General features: G+C 33.3%; 21 protein-coding genes, 1 pseudogene and 1 other annotated feature. Of the genes and pseudogenes, 8 read left to right on the forward strand and 14 right to left on the reverse strand.

Annotation, left to right across the window (positions count from 1 at the left end):
- Nucleotides 1–216: 216 nt before the first annotated feature.
- Complete coding sequence (locus ACNHOZ_RS21670; RefSeq protein ID WP_048018726.1) at nucleotides 217–1638, forward strand: YfcC family protein; 1422 nt, start codon at nucleotides 217–219, stop codon at nucleotides 1636–1638.
- 742 nt (nucleotides 1639–2380) lie between these two features.
- Here ACNHOZ_RS21670 and ACNHOZ_RS21675 read toward each other — a convergent pair.
- The 3 genes from ACNHOZ_RS21675 to ACNHOZ_RS21685 all read right to left on the reverse strand — a co-directional run bounded on the left by ACNHOZ_RS21675 (nucleotide 2381) and on the right by ACNHOZ_RS21685 (nucleotide 5899).
- Complete coding sequence (locus tag ACNHOZ_RS21675) at nucleotides 2381–3580, reverse strand: MFS transporter (RefSeq protein WP_048018724.1); 1200 nt, start codon at nucleotides 3578–3580, stop codon at nucleotides 2381–2383.
- 101 nt (nucleotides 3581–3681) lie between these two features.
- Nucleotides 3682–4128, reverse strand: a complete 447-nt coding sequence (locus tag ACNHOZ_RS21680; RefSeq protein WP_048018723.1) for a MarR family transcriptional regulator — start codon at nucleotides 4126–4128, stop codon at nucleotides 3682–3684.
- 448 nt (nucleotides 4129–4576) lie between these two features.
- Nucleotides 4577–5899: a DUF1565 domain-containing protein gene (locus ACNHOZ_RS21685; RefSeq protein WP_048018722.1), complete on the reverse strand. Its 1323-nt coding sequence runs from the start codon at nucleotides 5897–5899 to the stop codon at nucleotides 4577–4579.
- 852 nt (nucleotides 5900–6751) lie between these two features.
- Between ACNHOZ_RS21685 and ACNHOZ_RS21690 the strand changes: the two genes are divergently transcribed.
- Complete coding sequence (locus tag ACNHOZ_RS21690; RefSeq protein WP_048018721.1) at nucleotides 6752–7123, forward strand: DUF1304 domain-containing protein; 372 nt, start codon at nucleotides 6752–6754, stop codon at nucleotides 7121–7123.
- A 265-nt stretch (nucleotides 7124–7388) separates the two neighbouring features.
- On the opposite strand, the gene ACNHOZ_RS21695 is transcribed toward ACNHOZ_RS21690, so the two are convergent.
- The 3 genes from ACNHOZ_RS21695 to ACNHOZ_RS21705 form a co-directional block, all read right to left on the reverse strand.
- Nucleotides 7389–8957 (reverse strand): 2-isopropylmalate synthase, encoded by a 1569-nt coding sequence (locus ACNHOZ_RS21695; protein WP_255900377.1) that lies wholly within the window; start codon nucleotides 8955–8957, stop codon nucleotides 7389–7391.
- Nucleotides 8958–9014: 57 nt separating this feature from the next.
- Nucleotides 9015–9258: a binding site (T-box leader), on the reverse strand.
- Nucleotides 9259–9618: 360 nt separating this feature from the next.
- Nucleotides 9619–9948 carry a chaperone CsaA gene (gene csaA / locus ACNHOZ_RS21700; protein ID WP_048018719.1) on the reverse strand — a complete coding sequence of 110 codons (330 nt, stop codon included), beginning with the start codon at nucleotides 9946–9948 and terminating at the stop codon, nucleotides 9619–9621.
- Between the two features lie 293 nt (nucleotides 9949–10241).
- On the reverse strand, nucleotides 10242–10610 hold the full coding sequence (locus ACNHOZ_RS21705) for a MarR family winged helix-turn-helix transcriptional regulator (protein ID WP_230683565.1): 369 nt from the start codon (nucleotides 10608–10610) through the stop codon (nucleotides 10242–10244).
- A 162-nt stretch (nucleotides 10611–10772) separates the two neighbouring features.
- Here ACNHOZ_RS21705 and ACNHOZ_RS21710 point away from each other — a divergent pair, with 162 nt between their 5' ends.
- Together ACNHOZ_RS21710 and ACNHOZ_RS21715 are read left to right on the forward strand one after the other, a co-directional pair.
- Complete coding sequence (locus ACNHOZ_RS21710; protein ID WP_048018718.1) at nucleotides 10773–10958, forward strand: gamma-type small acid-soluble spore protein; 186 nt, start codon at nucleotides 10773–10775, stop codon at nucleotides 10956–10958.
- 1182 nt (nucleotides 10959–12140) lie between these two features.
- Nucleotides 12141–12353: a hypothetical protein gene (locus ACNHOZ_RS21715; protein WP_048018717.1), complete on the forward strand. Its 213-nt coding sequence runs from the start codon at nucleotides 12141–12143 to the stop codon at nucleotides 12351–12353.
- 171 nt (nucleotides 12354–12524) lie between these two features.
- On the opposite strand, the gene ACNHOZ_RS21720 is transcribed toward ACNHOZ_RS21715, so the two are convergent.
- Nucleotides 12525–12881 carry a hypothetical protein gene (locus ACNHOZ_RS21720; RefSeq protein ID WP_230683566.1) on the reverse strand — a complete coding sequence of 119 codons (357 nt, stop codon included), beginning with the start codon at nucleotides 12879–12881 and terminating at the stop codon, nucleotides 12525–12527.
- A gap of 377 nt (nucleotides 12882–13258) precedes the next feature.
- On the opposite strand from ACNHOZ_RS21720, the gene ACNHOZ_RS21725 reads away from it, so the two are divergent.
- The 3 genes from ACNHOZ_RS21725 (at nucleotide 13259) to ACNHOZ_RS21735 (ending at nucleotide 15651) form a co-directional block, all read left to right on the forward strand.
- Complete coding sequence (locus ACNHOZ_RS21725) at nucleotides 13259–13684, forward strand: hypothetical protein (RefSeq protein WP_048018716.1); 426 nt, start codon at nucleotides 13259–13261, stop codon at nucleotides 13682–13684.
- Nucleotides 13685–14481: 797 nt separating this feature from the next.
- The gene (locus ACNHOZ_RS21730; protein ID WP_048018715.1) at nucleotides 14482–14919 is read left to right on the forward strand and encodes a GreA/GreB family elongation factor; all 438 of its coding nucleotides are present in this window, start codon (nucleotides 14482–14484) and stop codon (nucleotides 14917–14919) included.
- Between the two features lie 120 nt (nucleotides 14920–15039).
- On the forward strand, nucleotides 15040–15651 hold the full coding sequence (locus ACNHOZ_RS21735; RefSeq protein WP_048018714.1) for a trimeric intracellular cation channel family protein: 612 nt from the start codon (nucleotides 15040–15042) through the stop codon (nucleotides 15649–15651).
- A 422-nt stretch (nucleotides 15652–16073) separates the two neighbouring features.
- Here the strand turns inward: ACNHOZ_RS21735 and ACNHOZ_RS21740 are convergent, their stop codons facing one another.
- From ACNHOZ_RS21740 to ACNHOZ_RS21755, 4 genes and pseudogenes are all read right to left on the reverse strand, one after another.
- Nucleotides 16074–17612: an MDR family MFS transporter gene (locus ACNHOZ_RS21740; protein ID WP_048018712.1), complete on the reverse strand. Its 1539-nt coding sequence runs from the start codon at nucleotides 17610–17612 to the stop codon at nucleotides 16074–16076.
- Nucleotides 17613–17695: 83 nt separating this feature from the next.
- Complete coding sequence (locus ACNHOZ_RS21745; RefSeq protein WP_048018711.1) at nucleotides 17696–18322, reverse strand: PadR family transcriptional regulator; 627 nt, start codon at nucleotides 18320–18322, stop codon at nucleotides 17696–17698.
- 284 nt (nucleotides 18323–18606) lie between these two features.
- Complete coding sequence (locus ACNHOZ_RS21750) at nucleotides 18607–18828, reverse strand: DUF3006 domain-containing protein (protein WP_048018710.1); 222 nt, start codon at nucleotides 18826–18828, stop codon at nucleotides 18607–18609.
- 585 nt (nucleotides 18829–19413) lie between these two features.
- Nucleotides 19414–19702 (reverse strand): annotated as a pseudogene (locus tag ACNHOZ_RS21755) (glutaredoxin domain-containing protein).
- 284 nt (nucleotides 19703–19986) lie between these two features.
- On the opposite strand from ACNHOZ_RS21755, the gene ACNHOZ_RS21760 reads away from it, so the two are divergent.
- The gene (locus tag ACNHOZ_RS21760) at nucleotides 19987–20220 is read left to right on the forward strand and encodes an alpha/beta-type small acid-soluble spore protein (protein WP_048018709.1); all 234 of its coding nucleotides are present in this window, start codon (nucleotides 19987–19989) and stop codon (nucleotides 20218–20220) included.
- Nucleotides 20221–20335: 115 nt separating this feature from the next.
- On the opposite strand, the gene ACNHOZ_RS21765 is transcribed toward ACNHOZ_RS21760, so the two are convergent.
- The 3 genes from ACNHOZ_RS21765 to ACNHOZ_RS21775 are packed head-to-tail and all read right to left on the reverse strand — an operon-like array spanning nucleotide 20336 to nucleotide 21979.
- The gene (locus ACNHOZ_RS21765) at nucleotides 20336–21001 is read right to left on the reverse strand and encodes a hypothetical protein (RefSeq protein ID WP_048018708.1); all 666 of its coding nucleotides are present in this window, start codon (nucleotides 20999–21001) and stop codon (nucleotides 20336–20338) included.
- 50 nt (nucleotides 21002–21051) lie between these two features.
- The gene (locus ACNHOZ_RS21770; RefSeq protein ID WP_155404441.1) at nucleotides 21052–21201 is read right to left on the reverse strand and encodes a hypothetical protein; all 150 of its coding nucleotides are present in this window, start codon (nucleotides 21199–21201) and stop codon (nucleotides 21052–21054) included.
- A gap of 43 nt (nucleotides 21202–21244) precedes the next feature.
- Entirely contained in the window at nucleotides 21245–21979 is a 735-nt protein-coding gene (locus tag ACNHOZ_RS21775) for an alpha/beta fold hydrolase (RefSeq protein WP_048018707.1), read from the reverse strand.
- Nucleotides 21980–21989 lie beyond the last annotated feature (10 nt).

Here is a 21989-nt window from a genome sequence, read left to right on the forward strand (position 1 = left end):
AGTATACTAATCATCCACTTACAACTAATTGAAAAGTTTTATTATTAGCATTAATAATTTTTATGGTTTCCCTCTTTCTAAACAAAACTATTAATTTTCCTTATCATAATCATAAAGTTTTTTAATTAGTAAAGTTAATTGAATAATCTTACTATTTAGTTAAATAAAAAAAGATCCTAGAGTAATGTGATAAATAATATATAGGGGGAATATCGCTTGGTTCAATTACAAAAAGGTAAAAAAGAAACACAATTGGAGGTTCGTAAAAATAAAACAATTAACGTATTTTTTTTACTACTGTGTGTCCTTTTGATAGCTACTTTACTAACGTATATCGTTCCATCAGGGGAATTTAACAGAGTTGAACAAAATGGTCGTGAAATTGTAGATGCTCATTCCTTTAAACTAGTGAATCAGTCACCTGTTCAATTTTTGGACTTCTTCAAAGCAATTCACACAGGGATGGTTGAAGCAGCTGATATTATCTTTTTTATTTTTATTATCGGAGGTACATTTGGCGTACTGACAGCTACAGGTACAATTGAAACTTTAATGATGGTTATGTCAAGAAAGCTTGCTAATAAAGAAAAATTGTTAATCCCTATTATGATGCTGTTTTTTGCATTGGGAGGATCACTTATGGGAATGGCCGAGGAAACACTTGCCTACATTCCTATCCTCATTCCTCTTGCTGTTTCCCTAGGCTTCGACGTACTTACTGGTACCGCCATTGTATTGGTAGGAGCTTCAATTGGTTTTACAACTGCAATTATGAACCCATTTACGGTAGGAATCGCTCAAGGCATTGCTGGTCTCCCACTTTTTTCTGGTATCACTTACCGTATTTTATTATTTATTATCTTGTATATTGTGGGAGTTAGTTTTGTATATAGACATGCGATGAGAGTCAAAAACAACTCTTTAGTCGGCTATTTCGGAGATTATAGGGATAGGAACGTTCAAAATGTCTCAAGCTCTCAGGTTGCTATGAATAAAAAACAGAAGTGGATTCTATGCTGCTTTTTCTTAAATTTCGTTTTTTTAGTAGTTGGAGTAATTAAGTTTCACTGGTATATTAATGAAATTGCTGCTCTCTTTATTTTGTTAGCAATTGTTATTGGTGTTATAGGAAGACTTTCCGCTGATGAAATTGTTAACTCTTTTATGAAAGGATCAGCAGGGCTGATTGCGGGGGCTCTAGTAATTGGCGTATCAAGAGCTACTTTAGTGGTATTGGAAGAAGGACACACAATTGATACGATCCTACACTACACTTCTAGTATTCTTCAACATGTTCCCTCTATATTTAGTGCTGGAGGCATGTTTATTCTGCAATCTATTATTCATTTTATTGTTCCTTCTGGAAGTGGACAAGCTGCTTTAACAATACCTATTATGGCTCCTTTGGCGGATCTAATTGGTGTGACTCGACAGACAGCTGTTCTTTCATTTTCGATTGCTGATGGAATTGGAAACATTATTTTTCCTACTTCAGGGTACTTTATGGCCGCCATTTCCCTCGCTGGAATCCCATGGATTCGTTGGGTAAAATGGATCTGGCCATTAATTTTAATACAATATGGAATTGGAATTATAGCTGTAATTATCGCTCACCTGATCAAATATGGTCCTTTTTAATAATTAACCCATATCTCTTATACGAGGTGTTAAAGTACTTATTATAGTTAACAAAATAAAAAGCCACCCAGTATTTGCAGGACAGGTGGCTTTTTACTATAAAATGCATGTGCAGACATATAATAACACATTTTTTACCTTGCGGACTATATTTTTCTGTACGAGCATATGAATAAAAGGTGCGTTTTTTATACACTTATTTCTAAAACGTCTATCTGGAAAACGTTGATAAATTAAGGATGTATAAAAAGCTGCATATATTTGTAATCAATCCTTTTTTAAACCCCTTGTGCCGCAAGGGGTTCTTTTTTTGGTGGGTTCCTAGAGAAAGAGACATTATGTAAACTGGATTTGTATACGATATACATATTATAATAGGTCAATTAATGCAAAGATAATACCTAATATAAGTGAAAGGGTAAGTATGAATTTCCATTTAGTTTTCTTTTCTAGATGAAAGACATTCAGTTTTTCTAATGCAAATGAAACAAGCCACCCATAAATTATTGTTTTAATAAATTCAACTATAAAATTAAAAATAAAGTCCATTTGTTCTCACTTTCTTGTTTTGAAATATTTACATTTTCTATTAAACCAATTATAAATAAACATTAAAATACTTTTGTTCCTAGAAAATAGGTTTTATGTTAACTAAACGCTTATAAGGTATACAGTTATAAAACAGAAAAAACTGCCCTCGGTGAAGGCAGTTTTTCTATTCTTGTTTAATGGTTGTTCTCTATTAAATATAACGATGCTTTTTGGATAAAACGAGAGCAGAGGTACCAATCATTACCACACCCATGATGGCTGGAGTAGTGTGACTAACTATTGAATACAGCTGACCACCAATGATAGGTCCACTAAATCGGGCTAGAGATTGAATACTCTGAGCTCCCCCTAGTATTTGACCTTGTTCACTGTCACTAACAGATTTTGAAAGCATCCCGTTAAATGATGGCCCAAAGATTGAATCACCAAGTCCGAAGAAAACCATCCCAGCAATAAAGACTAGATAAAAGGCTGTAAGGGCTGAAATCGCAATAAGGATAAAACCAATAATTTGACTTATCATGCCTAATAGAGCAATTTTTTTATCCGTCAAAGATTTGAGCAGTCGTGGCATAATAAGTGCTTGGGAAAAGATATCTAGTAGACCTATTATAGAAAATGTCAGACCAATAAATAGAGGCTGCCACGCAAATGTATCTATTGAAAACTGAGAGAAGATCGCTTGTAATGATCCATTAGGAATCCAAATTAGAAACCCGGCAATTAGCAGCCATTTAACAGAGTGAAAGGAAAAAACCTTTGATAATTGTATAAATGGATTAAGATGTCTAACAGAGATACTGGGAGAGCGTCTGGACTTCTCAAGACTCTCAGGCATAAAAAAATAGCCATATATGGCATTAAGTAATGTAATAACCGTACCAGCATACATAGGAACACTGTTTCCAAAAGTCGCAAGTGCACCTCCAATGATAGGGCCCAAAGCAGTGCCCACCCCAACAACAGCACTAATCCAACCAAAGTACTTAGTGCGTTCATTTTGAGGGGTGATATCTGCAAAGTAAGCAAAAATTGCTGAAATTTCGCCACCTGTTGAACCTTCAATGATACGACCAAGGAAGAGAATCCAAAGTGCACCTCCAAGTCCAAAGATACAATAACCAAGGGAAGAACCGATTAGACTAATAATTAATACTGGACGACGACCATATCTATCGCTTAACGCACCTAAGACTGGTGCAGCTAAAAAGACAGAAAGAGCGTATATAGACGTAAGTAATGTTACTGCAGTAGCCTGACTACTAGGACTACTAGTATAAGTCCTTACTAAAAAAGGTAAAACAGGGCTAACTATAGTCAATCCAAGACCCGCTAAGAAGACCGTGATAAGCCCAAACGTTAGGGCATGTTTATTTATTGAAGTATCCATGATCGTTCTCCTTTAAATTTATTGTTTCCGAAGAAACAAACATAAGTTTATCTCTTTATTGTTTCCTTGTCAACAATAAATCAACGTAAAAAAAACACCACTTAATCAGTGATATTTTTCAGATGATGTCTATATCGACCAATGAAACGAAAAATAGTGTCAAATTCTTCATTGGTCATGTGCTTAAATACTTCTTTATCACGTTCAAGAAAAGATTGGTGTAATTCTTGGTGGATAGCATTTATTTTTTGTCCATTGGTTGTTAATCGAAAATAGATCTCCTTTTTGTTTTCGGCACTTTGATAACTCTCAATCATATTTTTAGCTATAAGCTTCTTGGTGAGCTTGCTTATAGCACCTCTAGTCATGTAGCTTGCAGCTGCAAGTTTTGTTACATTTGCATTTGGAATTAAAGCAATATTTTCGATTAATTCTATTTCACTCAACTTATAGTCCTTTAAAGTTATTTCTACTTCAGGTTTATTCCGCCAGATTATCTCATTACACAAATCCATAAGCTCACTCATTAACTGTTGTCTTTTATCCATACTAACTCCTCCCTAATTTGTATACAGTATAACGAGTTTTTGTTTCTTTCACAACGAAATAAAGCACTATAATACTTATTGAGAATACGTAACAAGGATCAATATTAATAAGAAGTAAATAATTACGCTTTTCATCATAACTAATCTATCTTCTACTTTTCTTTCAAGAAATCGATTTGTTTATATTATTCTGACAGAAAAATAGTGAAACATTTAATCTTACAATACATTTAACTAGATATTTTCAAGTAGAAATACAAAAATACTGCATTTTATTTATAAAAGTAAATAGATAAACTTACTTATAAAAATCTTATTTGTATCATTTACACTAACCGACGACAAATATGAACTTTTTATACAATATAAAATATACAACAAATAGGTCATAGTGACAGCTAGAACTTCAGCAAAAAGCTTAGCCAAGAGTATCTTTTTTAAAGAAAGTTTATTGAAAAAACCTAGAGGATCCGAATGTAGAACTTTCTATTTCTTGTCCATTCCATATCCATCGATTCATTGTGTGGCTACTTTTATTTAGATATACGTTATTGCTAATCTCATTATATTTATTTGAGTAATGAAGATTGGCTAGAAGTAAGTTAGATTTTACTGAAACCATAATGTTATCATTGATGATGTTATGGGTCGCGTGATATTGCATTAATAATTGTCCACCATCCATTTTTATGGTATCGTTCCCATATAAGATATTTTGTGCAATCGAAGTATTCATTGTTCCCCCACGCTTTTGATCATATCCCCCAATTGAGATTCCTGTAAAACGATTCTCATAAATCATGTTTCCTATAACTTGAATGTTGCTAGTTTGTTTACCTTGGTGTTCACTAGCGATTTCTATTCCTAAATCGTTATGACTTGAAATATTATGTTCAATAACAACATCCTTTCCTCCATCTACATAGATTCCCCCAGCAGAATATTCATGTCTGTAGGCTTGGTTGGAATAACTGCTTACGTTGTAAATAGAGTTTTCACTGATAACTCCTTCACGAGCTTGATCAAATTTTTGATTAGGAGCTATCTTTTCGAAGCCAATTATATCAATTCCTATATTATCAACGTTACGAATCGTATTCGCACGGACTACAAATTTTTTAACATTCCCGTTTAGAGTCAGCGCTTCACTAAAACCTAAAGTTAGGTTTTCAAGTAAATTTCCCGATATTTCAATATTGTTTAATGAACGTGGCGCTTCGGATCCATAAAAAGCTATTCCATGTGCATTTCCTTTTTTATGTGCGGTTTTAATATCAAAAATATGATTGTTAATAATCCGAAGACCTTTTCCCCTTCCCTCCACTAAAATACCGCATGGTGTACTTTGTTCTTTCAAAGTAGAAAAATGCCCTATATTTAGACCTTGAATTGTAATATAGCTCTTGTTTTTTATGGTAACTAGCCCTCCATCTGAAGAACCACTCTTTATTTTCTTTCCACTAATAATTGGCCTTTCATTTTTATAATTTCTGAAGATAATGGGATGCTGTTTATTACCCGAACGACCAATCACTAACTTTTCGTGATAAACACCACCTCGAATATTAACAGTCGTCCCAGGTTTAGCTACTTTACCTGCTTTTTTCAAAGTTTTAAAGGGGCTGTTTTTAGTACCTGCATTTTCATCACTTCCTGCAGGAGAAACGTAGATTTCATGATGTATAGGCTCTACTGAAGGTTGATCAGCAGCCTCAACCCGTTGATTTATACAACATAGGAAAAGAAGAAGAATACTACCTGCTATTTTCATAAGATACTCCTTAATGTTCATGAATTTCACTTACAAGATCTTCCAATTATACTATCGCTTCGTTGATAAGTGTGTAGAACACCGCACTATGTCTTATTATTTTCTTAAACTACAATCATTTTTGCATTTAAAATGGAAAGTGCTAAAGTAATGCTAGAGTAATGTAGTAAATCAGTTAACACTGGAACATGTAAACCAATAAATGTTATAAGCTGAAAGGAATACTAATGATGGATGTAAAAAGTCTAGGTGACTTGCTCTTTCTCAATAGAAGGAATAAGTCGCCTATTTGTATTTCGTTTATACATTCACTGTGATTAAAAAGCTAATACCCCTACTTCTTATAAACCACTATTATATCTTCCTATCTTTAGGTAAATTATTAAAAATATAGTCATTAAATATAATTTTCATAACAATTTTCATTTAATAAGATTTTTATAAATTATTCATTAATCAAATTAAACATTGAATTTATATCATTTAAAGAAGTAAATATCGAAACTATATTATTAAAATTATGGCTTTATTATTTACTCTTAATGAAAAGTTTTATTGATAACAGTATTGACTTGTAAACATTTGAATATAAAATAAGAGGGACAATTGATTCGTTAATTTTAAAAAATAATGAGGATTTCTAACTGTACAATAAGATAACCTACTAAAAACAAGCAGGTTATCTAAAAAGGATTTAAAATTCAAGGTATCTATTCTATAAACTGAACTAATAAACGCACCTAAATAAGCCAATTTAGGCGTTATTGATTTTACTTGAGAAAAATACATTAAGTTCATTCGTGAGTTGTTATGGATACGGAAAAATTAGAAAACAGAATGGGAGAATGGCGAATGGAGATACTTTCAGCTATTTTAGTTGGAATTGTAGCATTAGAACATTTATTCATTATGATTCTTGAAATGTTTTTTATTCATTCGAAGATAGCAAAACGAGCATTCCAGTTGCCTAAGCACTTGGAAGGAGATCGGAATGTAGCTATTATGTTTGCAAATCAAGGATTATATAATGGATTTTTAGCCGCAGGGCTCGTTTGGGGGCTCATACTCGGATTTAATTCAGTTGGTTATATGATTCAGTTGTTTTTCATAATTTGTGTGGTGGTAGCAGCTATTTACGGTGGTTTTACATCTAACAAGTCAATTATTATAAAACAGGGACTTCCAGCTATTTTAGCACTGATTACTCTTTTGTTTGTTATATAGAATTTCAGTTTTTCAATAACATCGAACGTTTAGACATATGCTCCTTTAGCATATTATCTGTAGTCTACTTGACCTTGAAAATTTTGTCCAACTAGGTGTAACCTATCCCCAAGCTTTATTTCCAGTTATAGATTTTTTAAAAAGGTACCTCCTTCTCCAATGTCATTAGAACGAGGTACCGTTTGCTCTTTGTTTTAACAATGTAGGTCGACTGAATTAATTACCTTAACAAACTAAGTATATCAAGGTGAATATTACCTTTTATCTATTCGATCGGAAGTAAAGTATCAACCACGATACTGTTTACAGCATTGATATACGCAAATGCACTTGCTTTCATAACATCCGTATCTGTTGCCTTGGCAATATACTTTTCTCCTCTATATTCTACTTGAATCTTTACTTTTCCTAATGCTTCCTTACCTCTTGATACACTGCTAATATTATATTCGATCAATTTAATATCTAAATCACTAATTTCTGTAATAGCTGAATACAAGGCATCAATCGGGCCAGAACCGACTGCACTGCTTTTCAATATTTGATCACCCTTTTTAATCTTTACACTTGCAGACGGAAAATCTGTATTACTAATCACTTGCAAGTCGATTAGTTCATAAAAATGATTACTATAGTGCATTATATCCTGATTGTGAATATCATTTTTCGTATAATAATTCTCAACGATGACATATAAGTCATGATTATATACTTCTTTTTTCGCATCTGCCAATGCAAGGAAAGCTTCAAATATCCCTTCAAATTGTATGTTAGTCATCTCATTAAAGCCTAATGATTCAAGGGCATTTTTCACCGCATGACGTCCAGAACGGGCAGTTAAAACAAGTTCCATATCGTCTAAACCAACTTCAATTGGGCTAATGATTTCGTAAGCATCTCTTGCTTTTAATAAGCCGTCTTGGTGTATACCTGAAGAATGAGCAAAGGCATTATCTCCTGTAATGGCTTTATTTACTTGTACATCAAGACCCATTAAACTACTTACTAACCTAGATGTATTCATGATTTCTTTCGTATTAATATTTGTGTATGCATTATAAACTGATGAGCGCGTATTAATTGCCATCACGACCTCTTCTAGTGCAGCATTGCCTGCACGTTCACCAATGCCATTTATCGTACACTCGACTTTATCTGCTCCATTTTTAATTGCAGCTAACGTATTCGCAGTTGCCATACCAAGATCATTATGACAATGGACACTTAAAAGCACTTTATCATTCAAATTTTTCAAGCGATTATTTATTTTAAAGATTAGTTCACCAAACTCTTCTGGCTCGGCATAGCCAACTGTATTGGGCACATTAATAATGGTAGCTCCTGCCTTTACAACAGCTTCAATCGTTGCCCATAAATATTCAAAATCGGAGCGAGACGCATCCTCCGTTGAATATTGTACTTCTGGTAGAAGTGTTTTTGCATATTTTACTGCATCAACACCAAGATCTAAAATTTGACTTTTCGATTTTCCAAACTTCTTCTCCACGTGAATGTCTGAAGCGCCTAAAACTATATGGATTAACGGTTTTTCAGCATATTTCACACTATTATAAACAGCATCAATATCAGCCTTTACTGCTCTTGCTAACGCTGTGATGATTGTGTCATCTGTATTCCCTATTTTCATAGCAATTTCTTTCACAGCATTAAAATCACCAGCTGAAGATGAAGGAAAACCAGCTTCGATAATATCGACTTTCAGCTTCTTTAGTTGCTGTGCTACTTCTAGTTTTTCATACAGATTCAGCTTAGCCCCCGGAACTTGCTCGCCATCTCTTAAAGTCGTATCAAACATCCAAATTTTTCTCGTCATTTCAGAAACACTCCTTTTTCATATGAATGTATAAAAAAAGCCCCGTCTCTATAAAAATATAGAGACGAGGCGTTGCTCGCGGTACCACTCTAATTGGTTAATCATTACATAATTAACCCACTCATTTTCGGCAGCTATCACCACCTATCTTCATAACGGTAGAAAACCGACATCCCCTACTTATACTATTCAGAGAGTAGCTCTTGGATGAGTTCAAAGGCAATAACTACCGATTCTCACCAACCATCGGCTCTCTGAAAAGTTTATGCATCCTTCTACTATTTCCAATCTTTGCTTATTATTATTTGATTACATGCAATACTATATCTATCTACTCAATTTGTCAACAGATTTTTTAGAATAAACAAAGTATTCAAAATTCAATAGTATCTCTTTTACAAGTTATTAAGTTGTATATAAACATCCACTACGCTTGAGTAATTTCTAAAGTACTTCCTTAAAAATACTTTTGTATATTACTAATATCGTAGAAAACCTTCGTATTTTTCTATAAGTTAGGTAAATGATATAACTATTTTAATAAAATACGTTAACTATTACTTTTATTAAAAACAATAAAACTAATTAATTCAACGAAATACTTTATTCTTTCATGTATACTTTAATATCTATTTTGAAAGACCTAAACATGACAATATGATTAAGCGATGGGTGTACCATTTTTAATAAACTCACTAGGCTTTAGTAGCACCACATCTCCTTCTTCTGGAACTCCACCCATGACTAGTACCTCAGACTTAAAACCCGCAATGCGCATAGGAGGAAAATTCACCACAGCGATTACTTGAGATCCAATCAGTTGTTCTGGTTTATAGCGTCTTGTAATCTGAGCTGAAGAACATTTTACTCCAAGCTCACCAAAGTCTATCTCTAGTTTTATTGCTGGCTTCCTTGCTTCTGGAAACGGCTTGGCTTTTACTACCGTACCAACACGGATATCTAACTTTAAAAAATCATCGATTGTAGCCATCACTATCACCTATTCTTCCATTATTTTAGAATACCTGTTATAAAAATCCTTGAGATTTACTGATTCTATCATAAGCAAAAGGGACATTTTTGTCCTATCCTAAGAATAAATTGTTCGATTATAAGATGTAGGGGGAACTTTCCTTATAAGAACGACACATTCCTAGTTGAAAACTAAATATAAACCCACTCTCGTCTATTAGTCATTTTTAACAGTGTATCCAATATACAATCACTACTTTTTGCAGTTTCTCAAATCGTTATTCAAGCGAGTTAATTGCTTCGCCAGTACTTTTAATTCTTCTTTTGACCATTATAAAGAATATCAGCGTACGCTTCCTTACGTGCAGTTTGAACATCCTGCAGAAGCGCCTTCCCTTTAGGTGTAATAGTAATAAGGCTAATTTTTCTATTTTTAGGATAAGGAAAACGTTGAACCAATTCCTTAGTTTCTAATGTAGAAACTTGTCTGCTTGTTGTAGAAATAGTTAGCCTTAAGTTGCAAGAAAGTGCATTAATAGATAAGGAATCCCTTTCTTGCAGTTCAGTTAATAACAAATACTCAGACCACTCCAAGTTTCTAAAACGAGGCCCAAGAGACGTAATAAGACGGACCAGTAGGGCAGTTTCATACTCAATTTTCTGAGATGACTTATATTCCATCACGATTCCTCCTTATTTAGGTTATTATGCGCCGAAGACTACTTTCCTACTTACGCATAATTACCTGTGACCACTTACATATTAAAGATTTTTTATAACTTTGTACTTATGAGGATAAGGCAGAGACACTTGGATATATTAATTTTTGTGGAGGTGATTGTAATGGAAAACAATAAATACACTAACAAGACTGCTTCAGGAACAGACGTACAACATGTGAAGCAAAAAAATGCTCAAGCTTCTTCTAGTAAATACGGTACAGAATTTGCTAGCGAAACGGACGTTCAACACGTGAAACGTCAAAACGCTCAAGCTGCTGCGAACAAAAACCAAAATTCTGGTAAATAACAGAATTTACGTTAAAAGGGTTCTTCCATCGTGATTGGGAGAACCCTTTATTACGCTTATTTTTTTAATAAGCTAAAAATACTACATATTAATGCTACCTTTGAACAAACTACTAGATAACATTGTAACTCCACTTACAACTTGTTGTACCAGTCGAAAAGCTACCTTTATAAAAGGTAGCTTTTCACTTTTTAAACAGATTGTCATTAAGACTCATAAGGCAGCATGTTATCTAAAAAAGAACTCAATGCATCCTTTTATGAATTGAACTAGCCAGACCAAACTACAAAAGATGCTGTGAAGCGGCAATTTTTTTATTCTCATTGTGGCAAAATGAACATCGTGAAGCCGAAAAAACTACTTAAAAAAGTAACTAAACAATTAGATGAGGTAGTTTTTTCAGGTTTTCAATTTACTGTGACATGCATACTTCATTTGTATAAAACTTAATTCTCAACACTCTATCTACTCTGACCTTATCGGTGCATAACGGTCTTGGTTTTGAAACATACTACGTATAATGGCGTAAGGTCTCTATACGTTGTCACTTAAAGCTCTTGGGTGGATTTAAGCCAAGATCTTTTTTGTTTTGTATGACAAATATGTTTCTTCTTTTTGAATCAAACAATCCTAAAAAGAGCAACCTGTTAATGGTTGATTACAGCTTCAAAATTACATTGTAAAGTATTGATAATAAGAGACAAAAAAGCACCTTAGAGAGAGGTGCTTTTTTGGTTGAAAGGAATAGATAAAAAGTGAAAAAAGCACTCAAGTATCTGGCTTTCGTAATTGGTGGAGTTATTTGTATCAGCCTCTTACTATTTTCCATCTACACCAATCTTACTCACCTTAATGGATACAATCCTATTTCTAGTAGGAAGTAAAAAGTGCACGTACATACATATTGATACGATGGATGAGCTTATTCTTTGAATAAAAATACTTTTAGAGGAGCAAACTACTCAAGACGCCGTGAGGCATCTATCCAATACTTTAAAATCCTTGTTGTTTTTAGCAGAAAAACCTACTGGCGCCCGATGAACCAATAGGTTTTTTTGTTTCATAACTGTAAATCCTATAGGCATGTAGTTAACATAAAACGCCCTAAAAGAATTGTCATTAAAAATACATTTATTTCTTTTTATGGTAAAGTGAAAGTGGTCACATATAGGAGGATTTACATTGATTAAAAATTTGCCTTTGCTACTCTTCATTTTAATAATTGGAGTTAGTACTTCTATAATAAGTACTAACGAGCATTTGCCTACGTTTCTTGAATGGGCTTTACCGATAATAAGTATTATCTTTAATGCTACTGCAGTTGTAGGACTATCCTTACACGTATTTGTATATAAACCTATGAAGCAAGCAGAAGATAACCTAAATATTAAATAAAAGAACTTTGTAAGCCATAAAACGGAGGCATAAAGAAAGTTGACTGAAATAAAAATCCCTTAGAAACAAATATTCTAGGGATTTTTATTGTCGTTGTTGTCACAAAAACTTATTTCCTACATCAACGCTAAAAAACAGTTGTTTTTCTCCAATGAAGGAATGGGAAAGGCTCTATATGAAGCTTGTCGTATTCGGATTTATAGCTATGTAATGCGGCATCCAGCAATCTGAATTCTCAGTACCAATTTCATGACCATTTAAACAGACTCTGTTCATACCGTCTAAACCATCTAAACCGCAGCATCCGTTTAAACGATCTCCATCTGGATGATGCTTAGAATCGATTAGGTCCTTCATATTTATAATAATTGTACCTTTTTTATCAACTTCATCATCTTCATCAACGATTAAGAAATAACCTTGGGGAATATAATCTTCCTCCATTTCCTCTTTGAGTAAGCTCATGTCACTTAGTTCTGTTAATACGTTAGAAATGTCTATTTCGCAACTTTTACAAACTAACTTCAATATAGTAAAACCCCTTTAACTAGTTTATATTCAAACACAACATTTATAAATATGATGTTTTTTCAATAATTTGTCTAGTTAAGTGGTTTGCTATTTAGAAATTCATACTCCTTTGTTTCCTATATAAAACTTCCAATTAGTTTACTTTACCTTGTACTCCCTACATCTCAACTAACAATGATTATCGGTTCTTTAACCGTAAGAAAATATTCGTAGACCTGTGATATTATCCTAAAATTGAAAAAGACCTTCAAAAAAATATAAAATTCCAGACTTATATGTTCTAATGCCTTGAAAAGCGCCTTTGTATATACTGTTGTGAATAAAACGTTATTATGGTATAAATCTACTATAATATAACAAAGTAGGTAATTTATATGTCAAAAGGTAAAAGGTTTTTGGTTTTATTTATTGTGTTAATTCCTATCGCTTTTTTCTTTTTTGTGCTCAATGACGATGGAGAAATCAAAAGAGATAATATAGAAATAGGATATAAAACAAATGATGAATCTCAACGAATTATTGATCCACAAAATAAAGTGGATCGACACAAGGAGATAATTGTCTCTACACATTTTAAAGACAATTCGGAAAAGGAAAAACAAAATAAAAAATTTGTACTAAAGTTGGCTAATATCAGGGATAAGAGCAATGTTTTGATGGAAGAAACTATTCCTAATGACGAGGCCACTTCGGGTTACGAATTTAAAATTAGTCCAGGGAAACTTTCTGCAGGAAAATACCAATTTTCTTTGTATAGAGATAATAATTTGAGCATAAGAAAAGTCTTTACATTCAAATGATAAAAAATTTATCATTCTCGACTTTCACTTAATTCAAAAACGTTTTATGAACGTTCTTTAAAATACATGTAATTTTACGAACGCTTTTAATAAGATAATAGATTGGAAAGTCTACTTCCTATAATTAATCAAACTTATTTTAAGTAAACGAAAGCTTCTTCTTTATAAAGAAGAGGCTTCGATATAAATATAAACATATATAAAATCTGAACAAAGGTTGAGCTTTTATTTTTTGTTATTCACTACATTCTTGCTCTCATTATGCTAGTGGTATTAAGGGTAAGTCTTGCAGCACTTATAGGGTCGATTAATAATGACTCGTTTATAAATTTTAGATGATAGCTTACTCTTTTTTCTAATTCAGATTCATATTAGCGTACCCACTGCATAATCGTTATGTGAGCCATTGATAATCCTCGCTATTCCATTATTTCCATTAAATCACGGAAGCGTAAGTAGTACAGTAGGTACCTCCTTGACTTTAATAAAATGACCTCATGATGAGAATGTTTACATTTAAATAAATTATCTTTTCCATATCGATAACATAACTTTTTAAAAATAATAGTATCAGTATAACTAAGATTAAGAGATTACTTACAAGTGAATTGGAATTCTTGTAACAGAACACAAATAATTTTGTTAGTAATTATAAGATGGGAACCTGTACCCCTATGTGGTATGATGTATTGAAGGTTATCTAATAATCTTTATATTAATATATTTTGGAGGTTTATTTATGAAGTTAAAAATGAAAATCTGCAAAGGACTTAATCACGGTACGGGGGTAGTCTACTATGAGCCATAAAGTATATCATCCTTTAGGGGAACGTTTAATGCGTCAATTGGCATTCATAGACGAAAATTGTACAGAATTTACTTCTGCTTATTTTTCTTCTGATACGAGGGAATATCTAAATTTTTTTTATAGGTATGCTCATGAGGTACAAAAATACCTATTAAGTTTTAGTGCTCTGTCTGAAGATATTTCTGTTGTACCCAAAGTTTTTATTGGAAGCCAGGTTTCGTTAATGTACTTGGACGATAAGGAAACTGAACAATTCACTATTTGCTTCCCGGATCAATCTGATCCGGATAAGGGAAATATTTCATTTTTATCTCCTGTTGGGAGTCAATTGTTATTACGTTCAGCTGGAGATAAATTAGTACTAACAACTCCAGGAGGCAGTACCGAGGTAATTATTAAGGAGATTAAGTTTAAAAGTCATTGGTAGATAAGGCTAAGTCCTTACCAGAAAGTTTGGTAAGGACTTAATATTGTTTTTTGAATAAGATTATCTACTCAATAAATAATTTTAAAGATATTTATAATGCGAAAAGAGGAATTTTTTAAAATGCTTTTAATAGAAATCTTTGTATATCTAGGTATTATAGCTGCTGGTGTATCTGGGGTATTAATAGGCATTAAAAAACAACTAGATTTGTTAGGAGTTATTTGTTTAGGTGTCACTGCTTCTTTAGGTGGAGGAATTATCCGAGACTTACTGATAGGTAATATACCACCTGTTGCTTTCATTAAGCCTAGTTATTTTTTTGTTAGTCTAATTGCTGGACTATTAGCATGGTGTTTTTACAATAAAGTATCTACAATAAAAAATATTATTATAGTTTCTGATGCGATAGGATTAGGTGTATTTACAGCTGTTGGTTCAAACACAGTAATGATATATCACGGAAACAATTCCTTTGTTATTATTGCTATGGGCCTTATAACAGGAATCGGTGGGGGTGTTTTAAGAGATATATTCGCAAAAGAAATACCTTATGTATTTAAAAAGGAAATTTATGCGATAGCGTCAATTTTGGGATCCGTTAGTCTTATTCTTACGTATGATAAAGTCCCTCACCCTTTGTCCTTATACATTTGCCTTTTCGTCACTTTTTCCTCTAGAGTCTTATCAGTCTTATTAAAGTTAAATTTCCCTGTTTATAAAGTGGAGAAATAAACTTAACCTATAAGGTTCGTTTTTTGAATGAGAGAGTCCTTACATATATAGTACGTAAGGTGATGTTTAGACTATAAAAGAAGGCAGGACTTGAATGGCAGTTGTTATTATTTGTTGCATGATCTCGGTAGGACTTTTTATTATTTATGCAGGATGGAAGCGCCCATATGATGAAATTAGTTCGCCTCCTGACATGTGGATACTTGAACTCCTCTTTATTATTATTGGAAAACTATTCAAGGTGTCAGCAGAAAAACTCACGCGGGTCTCATTCATGATTCTTGGAACTGCTTGGTCTCTACTATTCCTTGTGATATTGATTACACATGCATATTAAAATAAAAAAGAAGTTATCAAGGGATAACTTCTTTTTTATTATGAATATCTATAAAGTTATTAACTCTTATTATAACTGAATTACTTTAATTGTTTATTTTCATTTTTTTATTCGACATTTCATTTTCCAGAGATGTTTTTAGTTGTTCTTTGCTCATTATTAGTGCGGCCACAAATGCAAGCACGGTAGGAATGAGCGCCCACATAAATGTATGGGCGATAGAAGAAGAAAGAACTCCTACAATTTTATCTAACACAGGTGCTGGGATATGAGCACGAGCCTCAGGCGCAAGAATTACGCGAGGATCGTTAAATGTTGGGTTGTTGACCATTTGATCTTGTCCTGCAAAAATCTCCTTAAGTTTAGAAGAAAATTCGTCCCGTTGAATGATTCCAAAAATGGTAATACCAAGCGTCATGCCTAATGAGCGAATAAAAGAAACGGTTGAGTTAACGGATCCTCTTTGTGCCGGCTCAAAATGATGAATTGCTGCGTTACTAAGAACAGAGAATGTTGCTCCAATTCCTAGTCCTGTAAGAATCATATAGATTGTAACCAAGAAACGACTTGTATCAGGACTCAACGTTGTTAGTAAGAATACACCTGCTCCTAGAATAATTGTAACGACAATCATAATGCTACGATAGCTTAATTTATTCATTAGAAAACCACCGGTTGTGGCTGAAACGACAGAGCCTAACATCATCGGAAGCAATACAAGACCTGAGTTAGTAGCTGTTCCTCCAAGCACACCTTGGATATAGATAGGGATATAAACTGAAGCCGTGATGAATGCCATCCCACTAAAAAGACCCAAGAGGTTACTTGTAGTAAATAAACGAACTTTGAACATTCGAAAAGATATAATAGGATCTTTTACTTTTCTTTCAATTAAAATAAAAGCAACAAATAATACGACAAAAGCAATGAATAAACTTAAGATTTCTCCAGAACTCCACTCATATTTATTACCGCCAAGCTCTAAGGCAAACATTAAGCTGACAATAGAGCCAACCAGAGTTACAGCACCCCACCAATCAATTTTTTGTTTGGTATGCACTGGTGATTCCTTGTAGAAAAATACGATAAATGCTAATGCTAGAAGTCCCAAAGGAATATTTACATAAAATACCCAGTGCCAGTTGATGTAATCTGTAATATAAGCACCTAACAAAGGCCCAAAAATACTCGACAAACCAAAAACTGCTCCAAATAAACCGCCTAGTTTACCACGTTTCTCAACAGGAACCGTATCAAACATAATAGTAAAAGCAATGGGGATAAGTGCTCCGCCGCCAATTCCTTGAATTGCTCGGTAAATACTGAGTTGGATAATACTTTCTGCTGTACCACACAAAATGGATCCAATTAAAAAGACGATTAGTCCAAAAATAAAAAACAACTTACGTCCAAACATATCTGAGAGCTTACCGAATATGGGCATTCCCGCCATTTCGGCTACCATATAAGCTGATGTAACCCAGACAAATTTATCGAGCCCACCAAGCTCTCCAACTATAGTTCCCATAGCAGTAGCGACAATGGTGTTGTCCATAGACGCCATTAAAATTGCTAGCAAAAGACCTGCCAGCACTAGCTTTAAATTACCTTGTTTTGCATTCATATTTAATCATTTTTCTCCTTTTGTAACACAATAAATTCTGAAAGTGTGTAAATTCTAAATAACTGAACAAGCACCAGCCAGGGCTAGTCCACTGGTTCTTCTTTAGAATTAAGATATAACGATATCTCGCGTAACCATTCCCAATCCCATTTTAATTTTTCATCTTGAATATCGTCGATGGTAGATTGGATCCATTCTAACTCAGCTAGTGACATAGTTCTCTGATATTCCACCTCAAGTAAGAATAAGCGTGGAATCCCCCTACTTGTCGCTATTTCCATCTGTTTTTCTACGTAAGCTAATGTTTGCTCTAAAGCCAGCACTCTTTTTTGAAGTTGCTCTTTCACGTCTTCAGGTGTTAAAAGAGGGAGGAAAGAAATAGCAGCTGGAAATTCTAAGAATTCCTGTTTGGGTGTAGAAAGCATTTCTCTTATCCACTCGTACGCAGCTTCTCTCCCTTCTTCTGTTACTTCATAAACAATTAAATCTGGTCTCCCTTCGTTCTGCTTTTTCTCTTGAATGACAATCGCTCTATCGCGATGCAAACGATCAATGGTTTGATAGATGCTATTTCGATAACGAACGTTAATAACTTCATCCTTTCCTCTCTCTTTAATAAGCTGTTGCATACGATATGGATGCATAGGCTCTTCAACGAGGAGACAAAGTATAGCTAAAGCAAGAGGTGATTTTTTAATTTTATTTTTCATAGTTATAATATTACTATTAATAACATTACTAAAGCAAGAGTGAGATAAATCCAATAAGTACGGAGATAGATTTATCAGTTCCTAAAATATATCCCTAACTAATTGACTTAATGTTTTTTTATTTCCAAAAGAATGTATGATGTACTTAAATCTCAAGCCTTAAATGGTTTTATGTAAATAAACAGTTCCCGTAATATGTCATAACAAAAAAGCCGAAACGGTAACTCTCGGCTTTTTGAATCACATGATATCTATATAACTTTGTATACAATTAGTAAGAGCGTTTAATCTTCCCAAACCTCATTTATTAGGTCTTCAATTTCTTTTGAGAGTTTTTTCGTTTCGCTTTTATCAACCTCAACTTTGTCTCCGATGATATAAACCACGTCCCCAACTTGTGTATCTCGAGGGAAGATATCTTTAGGGTAGTCCTTTGTCTCGCCTCTGATTTCCACAACAGCAAATCCCTCTTCAAACCGATCAATAATACCTTTTATCTTTTTCATAATTACCTCGATTTTTTAACAGAATAAGATGTTCGATCACCAGTGATAATAATTGTATCACTTTGGTCTGTTCGGAGAATACTTGCTCTAGAATTTTTTAGTAAGTTCGCTACTTGAGAAGAGAAATTGATAAAGCCTTAAAAACGCTACTAAACGGTTAATTTATGCTTATCATCATTGTACTAGATTCATGAGTTGAATAAAAAGAGACATTACATATTAGTCGTATAAAATATATAAAAACCTTTTATTTATCTATCTTTTTTCAACTTAAGTCTTGATAATAAGGTCAGTGGTAGGTGCGACAACTGCAGCTCAGCTTACTTCAAAAGTTCGGTAAAAGGTGGCATTTTCTTACGTGAATGTCGAGATTGCAGCATGAAGAAGAGCATCTAAGTATAGAGCTTATATAGTAAAAGGAGAGTGATTTTTACCCTTCTCCTAATTATGTAAATGTAAATGTAAATGTAGTTGTGTTGACTCATTTTTAGAATTAGAAATATTTACTCTATTACACTGACGAGACCTTGTATTACAAACTACTTTAAAACGTAAGGCATCCGTTAATCGCTCCTCTTTTACCCTCTAATAATCACCTATTACTGCCTGTTCTGTCATCGTGAGAGAACGAAGTTTCCGAGGAATAAAAGCTCTTATCTCTTCTTCTTTATATCCAATTTGCATTATTTTATGATCTTGTAGAAATAATTTCATCTGTACCCTTTTCTGTCATACTAAGAATAGTCTTAATTTCATCTTCTGTAATAGGTTCATACGATAAATTTCTCTCAATATAATCAATTTGATGTTTCTCAAGCCAAGCCTTTGCTTTTCGACAAGAAATACAGCTGGTTGTCGTATATAGATGAATCATTTTTCACACCTCGTCTATATGTATTTTTTCAATCTTTAATTAATCAATGTAAATAAAAGTATATAGATTTCTAATAAGTAAAAGCCACTTGTATACTACAAGTGGCTTTTCGCTACGTGGAATACATTAGATGATTCACGTATTATTCCCATCTCTATTGTAGCATAACTTATCTATCTGTTTAATGTATTCTCGTCTTACTACGGATGCAAACAAGAGGCTGGCAATCTACGGTGTTCTTCCTGCTTACTTGATATTCTTGTTTATCATCCTTTTTCTCCTACATGGCAAACAACAAAAGCAGCAACAACAACGAATTATTAGTATACGGTGCTGAACAAGCAATCGATCAAATGAAATATGAAATGGCGAGCGAATTTGGTGTAAACCTTGGTGCTAATACAACTGCACCTGCAAACGAATCAATAGGTGGCGAAATCACAAAACGTTTTGTACAAATGACTGAACAACCACTTGGCAGGGGGACGTTTCTAAGACAATTTTATAATGATGGCTGAAGGAAGAATGGGTATCCATTCTTCTTTTTCCTTATTAAAATTAGACATATATACTTACATTTTAAAATAAAGATTTTGTTAAATGAAGCATCTCATAAGAATAAAAGACATCAATTTAATCTTTATCATGTATTGAAAAAGTAACATAACGCTGAGTTAAAAATAAAGAACAAATAAAGAATAGCTCAAAGATATTTATTATAGCTGTACTTGGAAGGTTAATGGGTATAGCACTTCCTGCAACCATAAGAGCTACTCCAATCATCATTATCTTCCATCGTGTTTCGCGATAGAGAGAAACTCCAACAACAAGTAAAATGAATGCCACAATAATAACCATTAAAGGTGGACCAGAGGCTCCTACAAGAGTATATCGAACAATGCCATACTCGCGTAATATCTCCGGATTTTTATTAATCGCTTCTATAATCTCATAACTAATAAGAGCAAGTGTACTCATTAGGAAGATGATTTTGAATATAAATTTGTTAACCCATTGAAGGTTAGATTGTTTAGCTACTCCATAAGCAAAAAGTAAAAGAGTAGGCGTGAATAAAGCATGGAACCAAAAGCGAAACATACTAAGAAGAAGGAGTACATTACCTTCCCCAATAAATGATCCCACAAAAATAATGATATTATCGTAAATCAAACCAACTATTACAAGAGGTAGAAATACCATATAAAAGGATACATTTCTTTTTTTAATAAGCTTTATGCTTAAAATCAGCAACGTTAAATAGCAAATACTAAACAGAAAATAGAGTATTGTATCAATCATTTTTTTCTCCTTGATTATTTAAGTCGAAACTAAAAGCTAAGTCTTATAATTTATTTTAGTGTCCCATCCCAAAGTTGCTTTTGTTCATTTAGCAATTGGCAACTTTTCCACTCCTTGCGCGTATTATTTTTTACTTTTACCTTTTGAACTGGAATGTTTTTTGCTCTTAAGGCTTTGATTAAAAGATCTATTGAATTCATAAAAGTCACCCTTCAACAAAATTCTCTTATAACAAACCATTAATTAGTTAATATTTTCTTTTAACCATGTTGAAGTAACACGAACCATTTCGTTCTGTTGTTTCTTTACAGATATAGATGATTTAGAGTCACCTTTCTGTGCTCCATAAATGCCAAATTGACCATGATTACCACCTTTTATTTCATGCATGGTTGTTTGTTGGGACAATAAATGCTTTGTATCTTCAATTTTTTCTACGGTTGATAAACCATCTTTTTCACCATAAATTGAAAGCATAGGAAGATTCTTATTTGAGAAATCAGTTCCTTCATCTGGATAAGAACCTAACAAGAACACACCATCAATTTCTTTAGGATGATTATAAGCAAATTTAGATGCAGTAACCCCGCCTAAGGAATGACCACCTACAACCCATTTTTGGACAGAGGAGTGAGCATCTATTATCTCCTGTGCTTTATTAGAGTCAAATAATGCAAAGTTAAAATTCACATTAGGTATAGCCACTAAATAACCTTGTTTTGCTAATTGTTTACCGTAATAGCTGTACGCTTCCGGTTCTACTTTTGCTCCAGGATACAACACAATTCCCACTTGATTATTATTTTTCGAGTTAAAAATAATCCAATCGTTTTCATACTTAATGTCCTTTTTATTCACAAGTGTATAAAGTTTTTGAGATGGTTCATACGTTTGTTGTGACCATGTAAAGAAACCAAGAAAACCTACCATGATTATTGCAACGAGACCAATGAAAAAATACGTCACTTTTTTCTTCATAGATGTATCC

This window comes from Priestia sp. D51, from assembly GCF_053345675.1.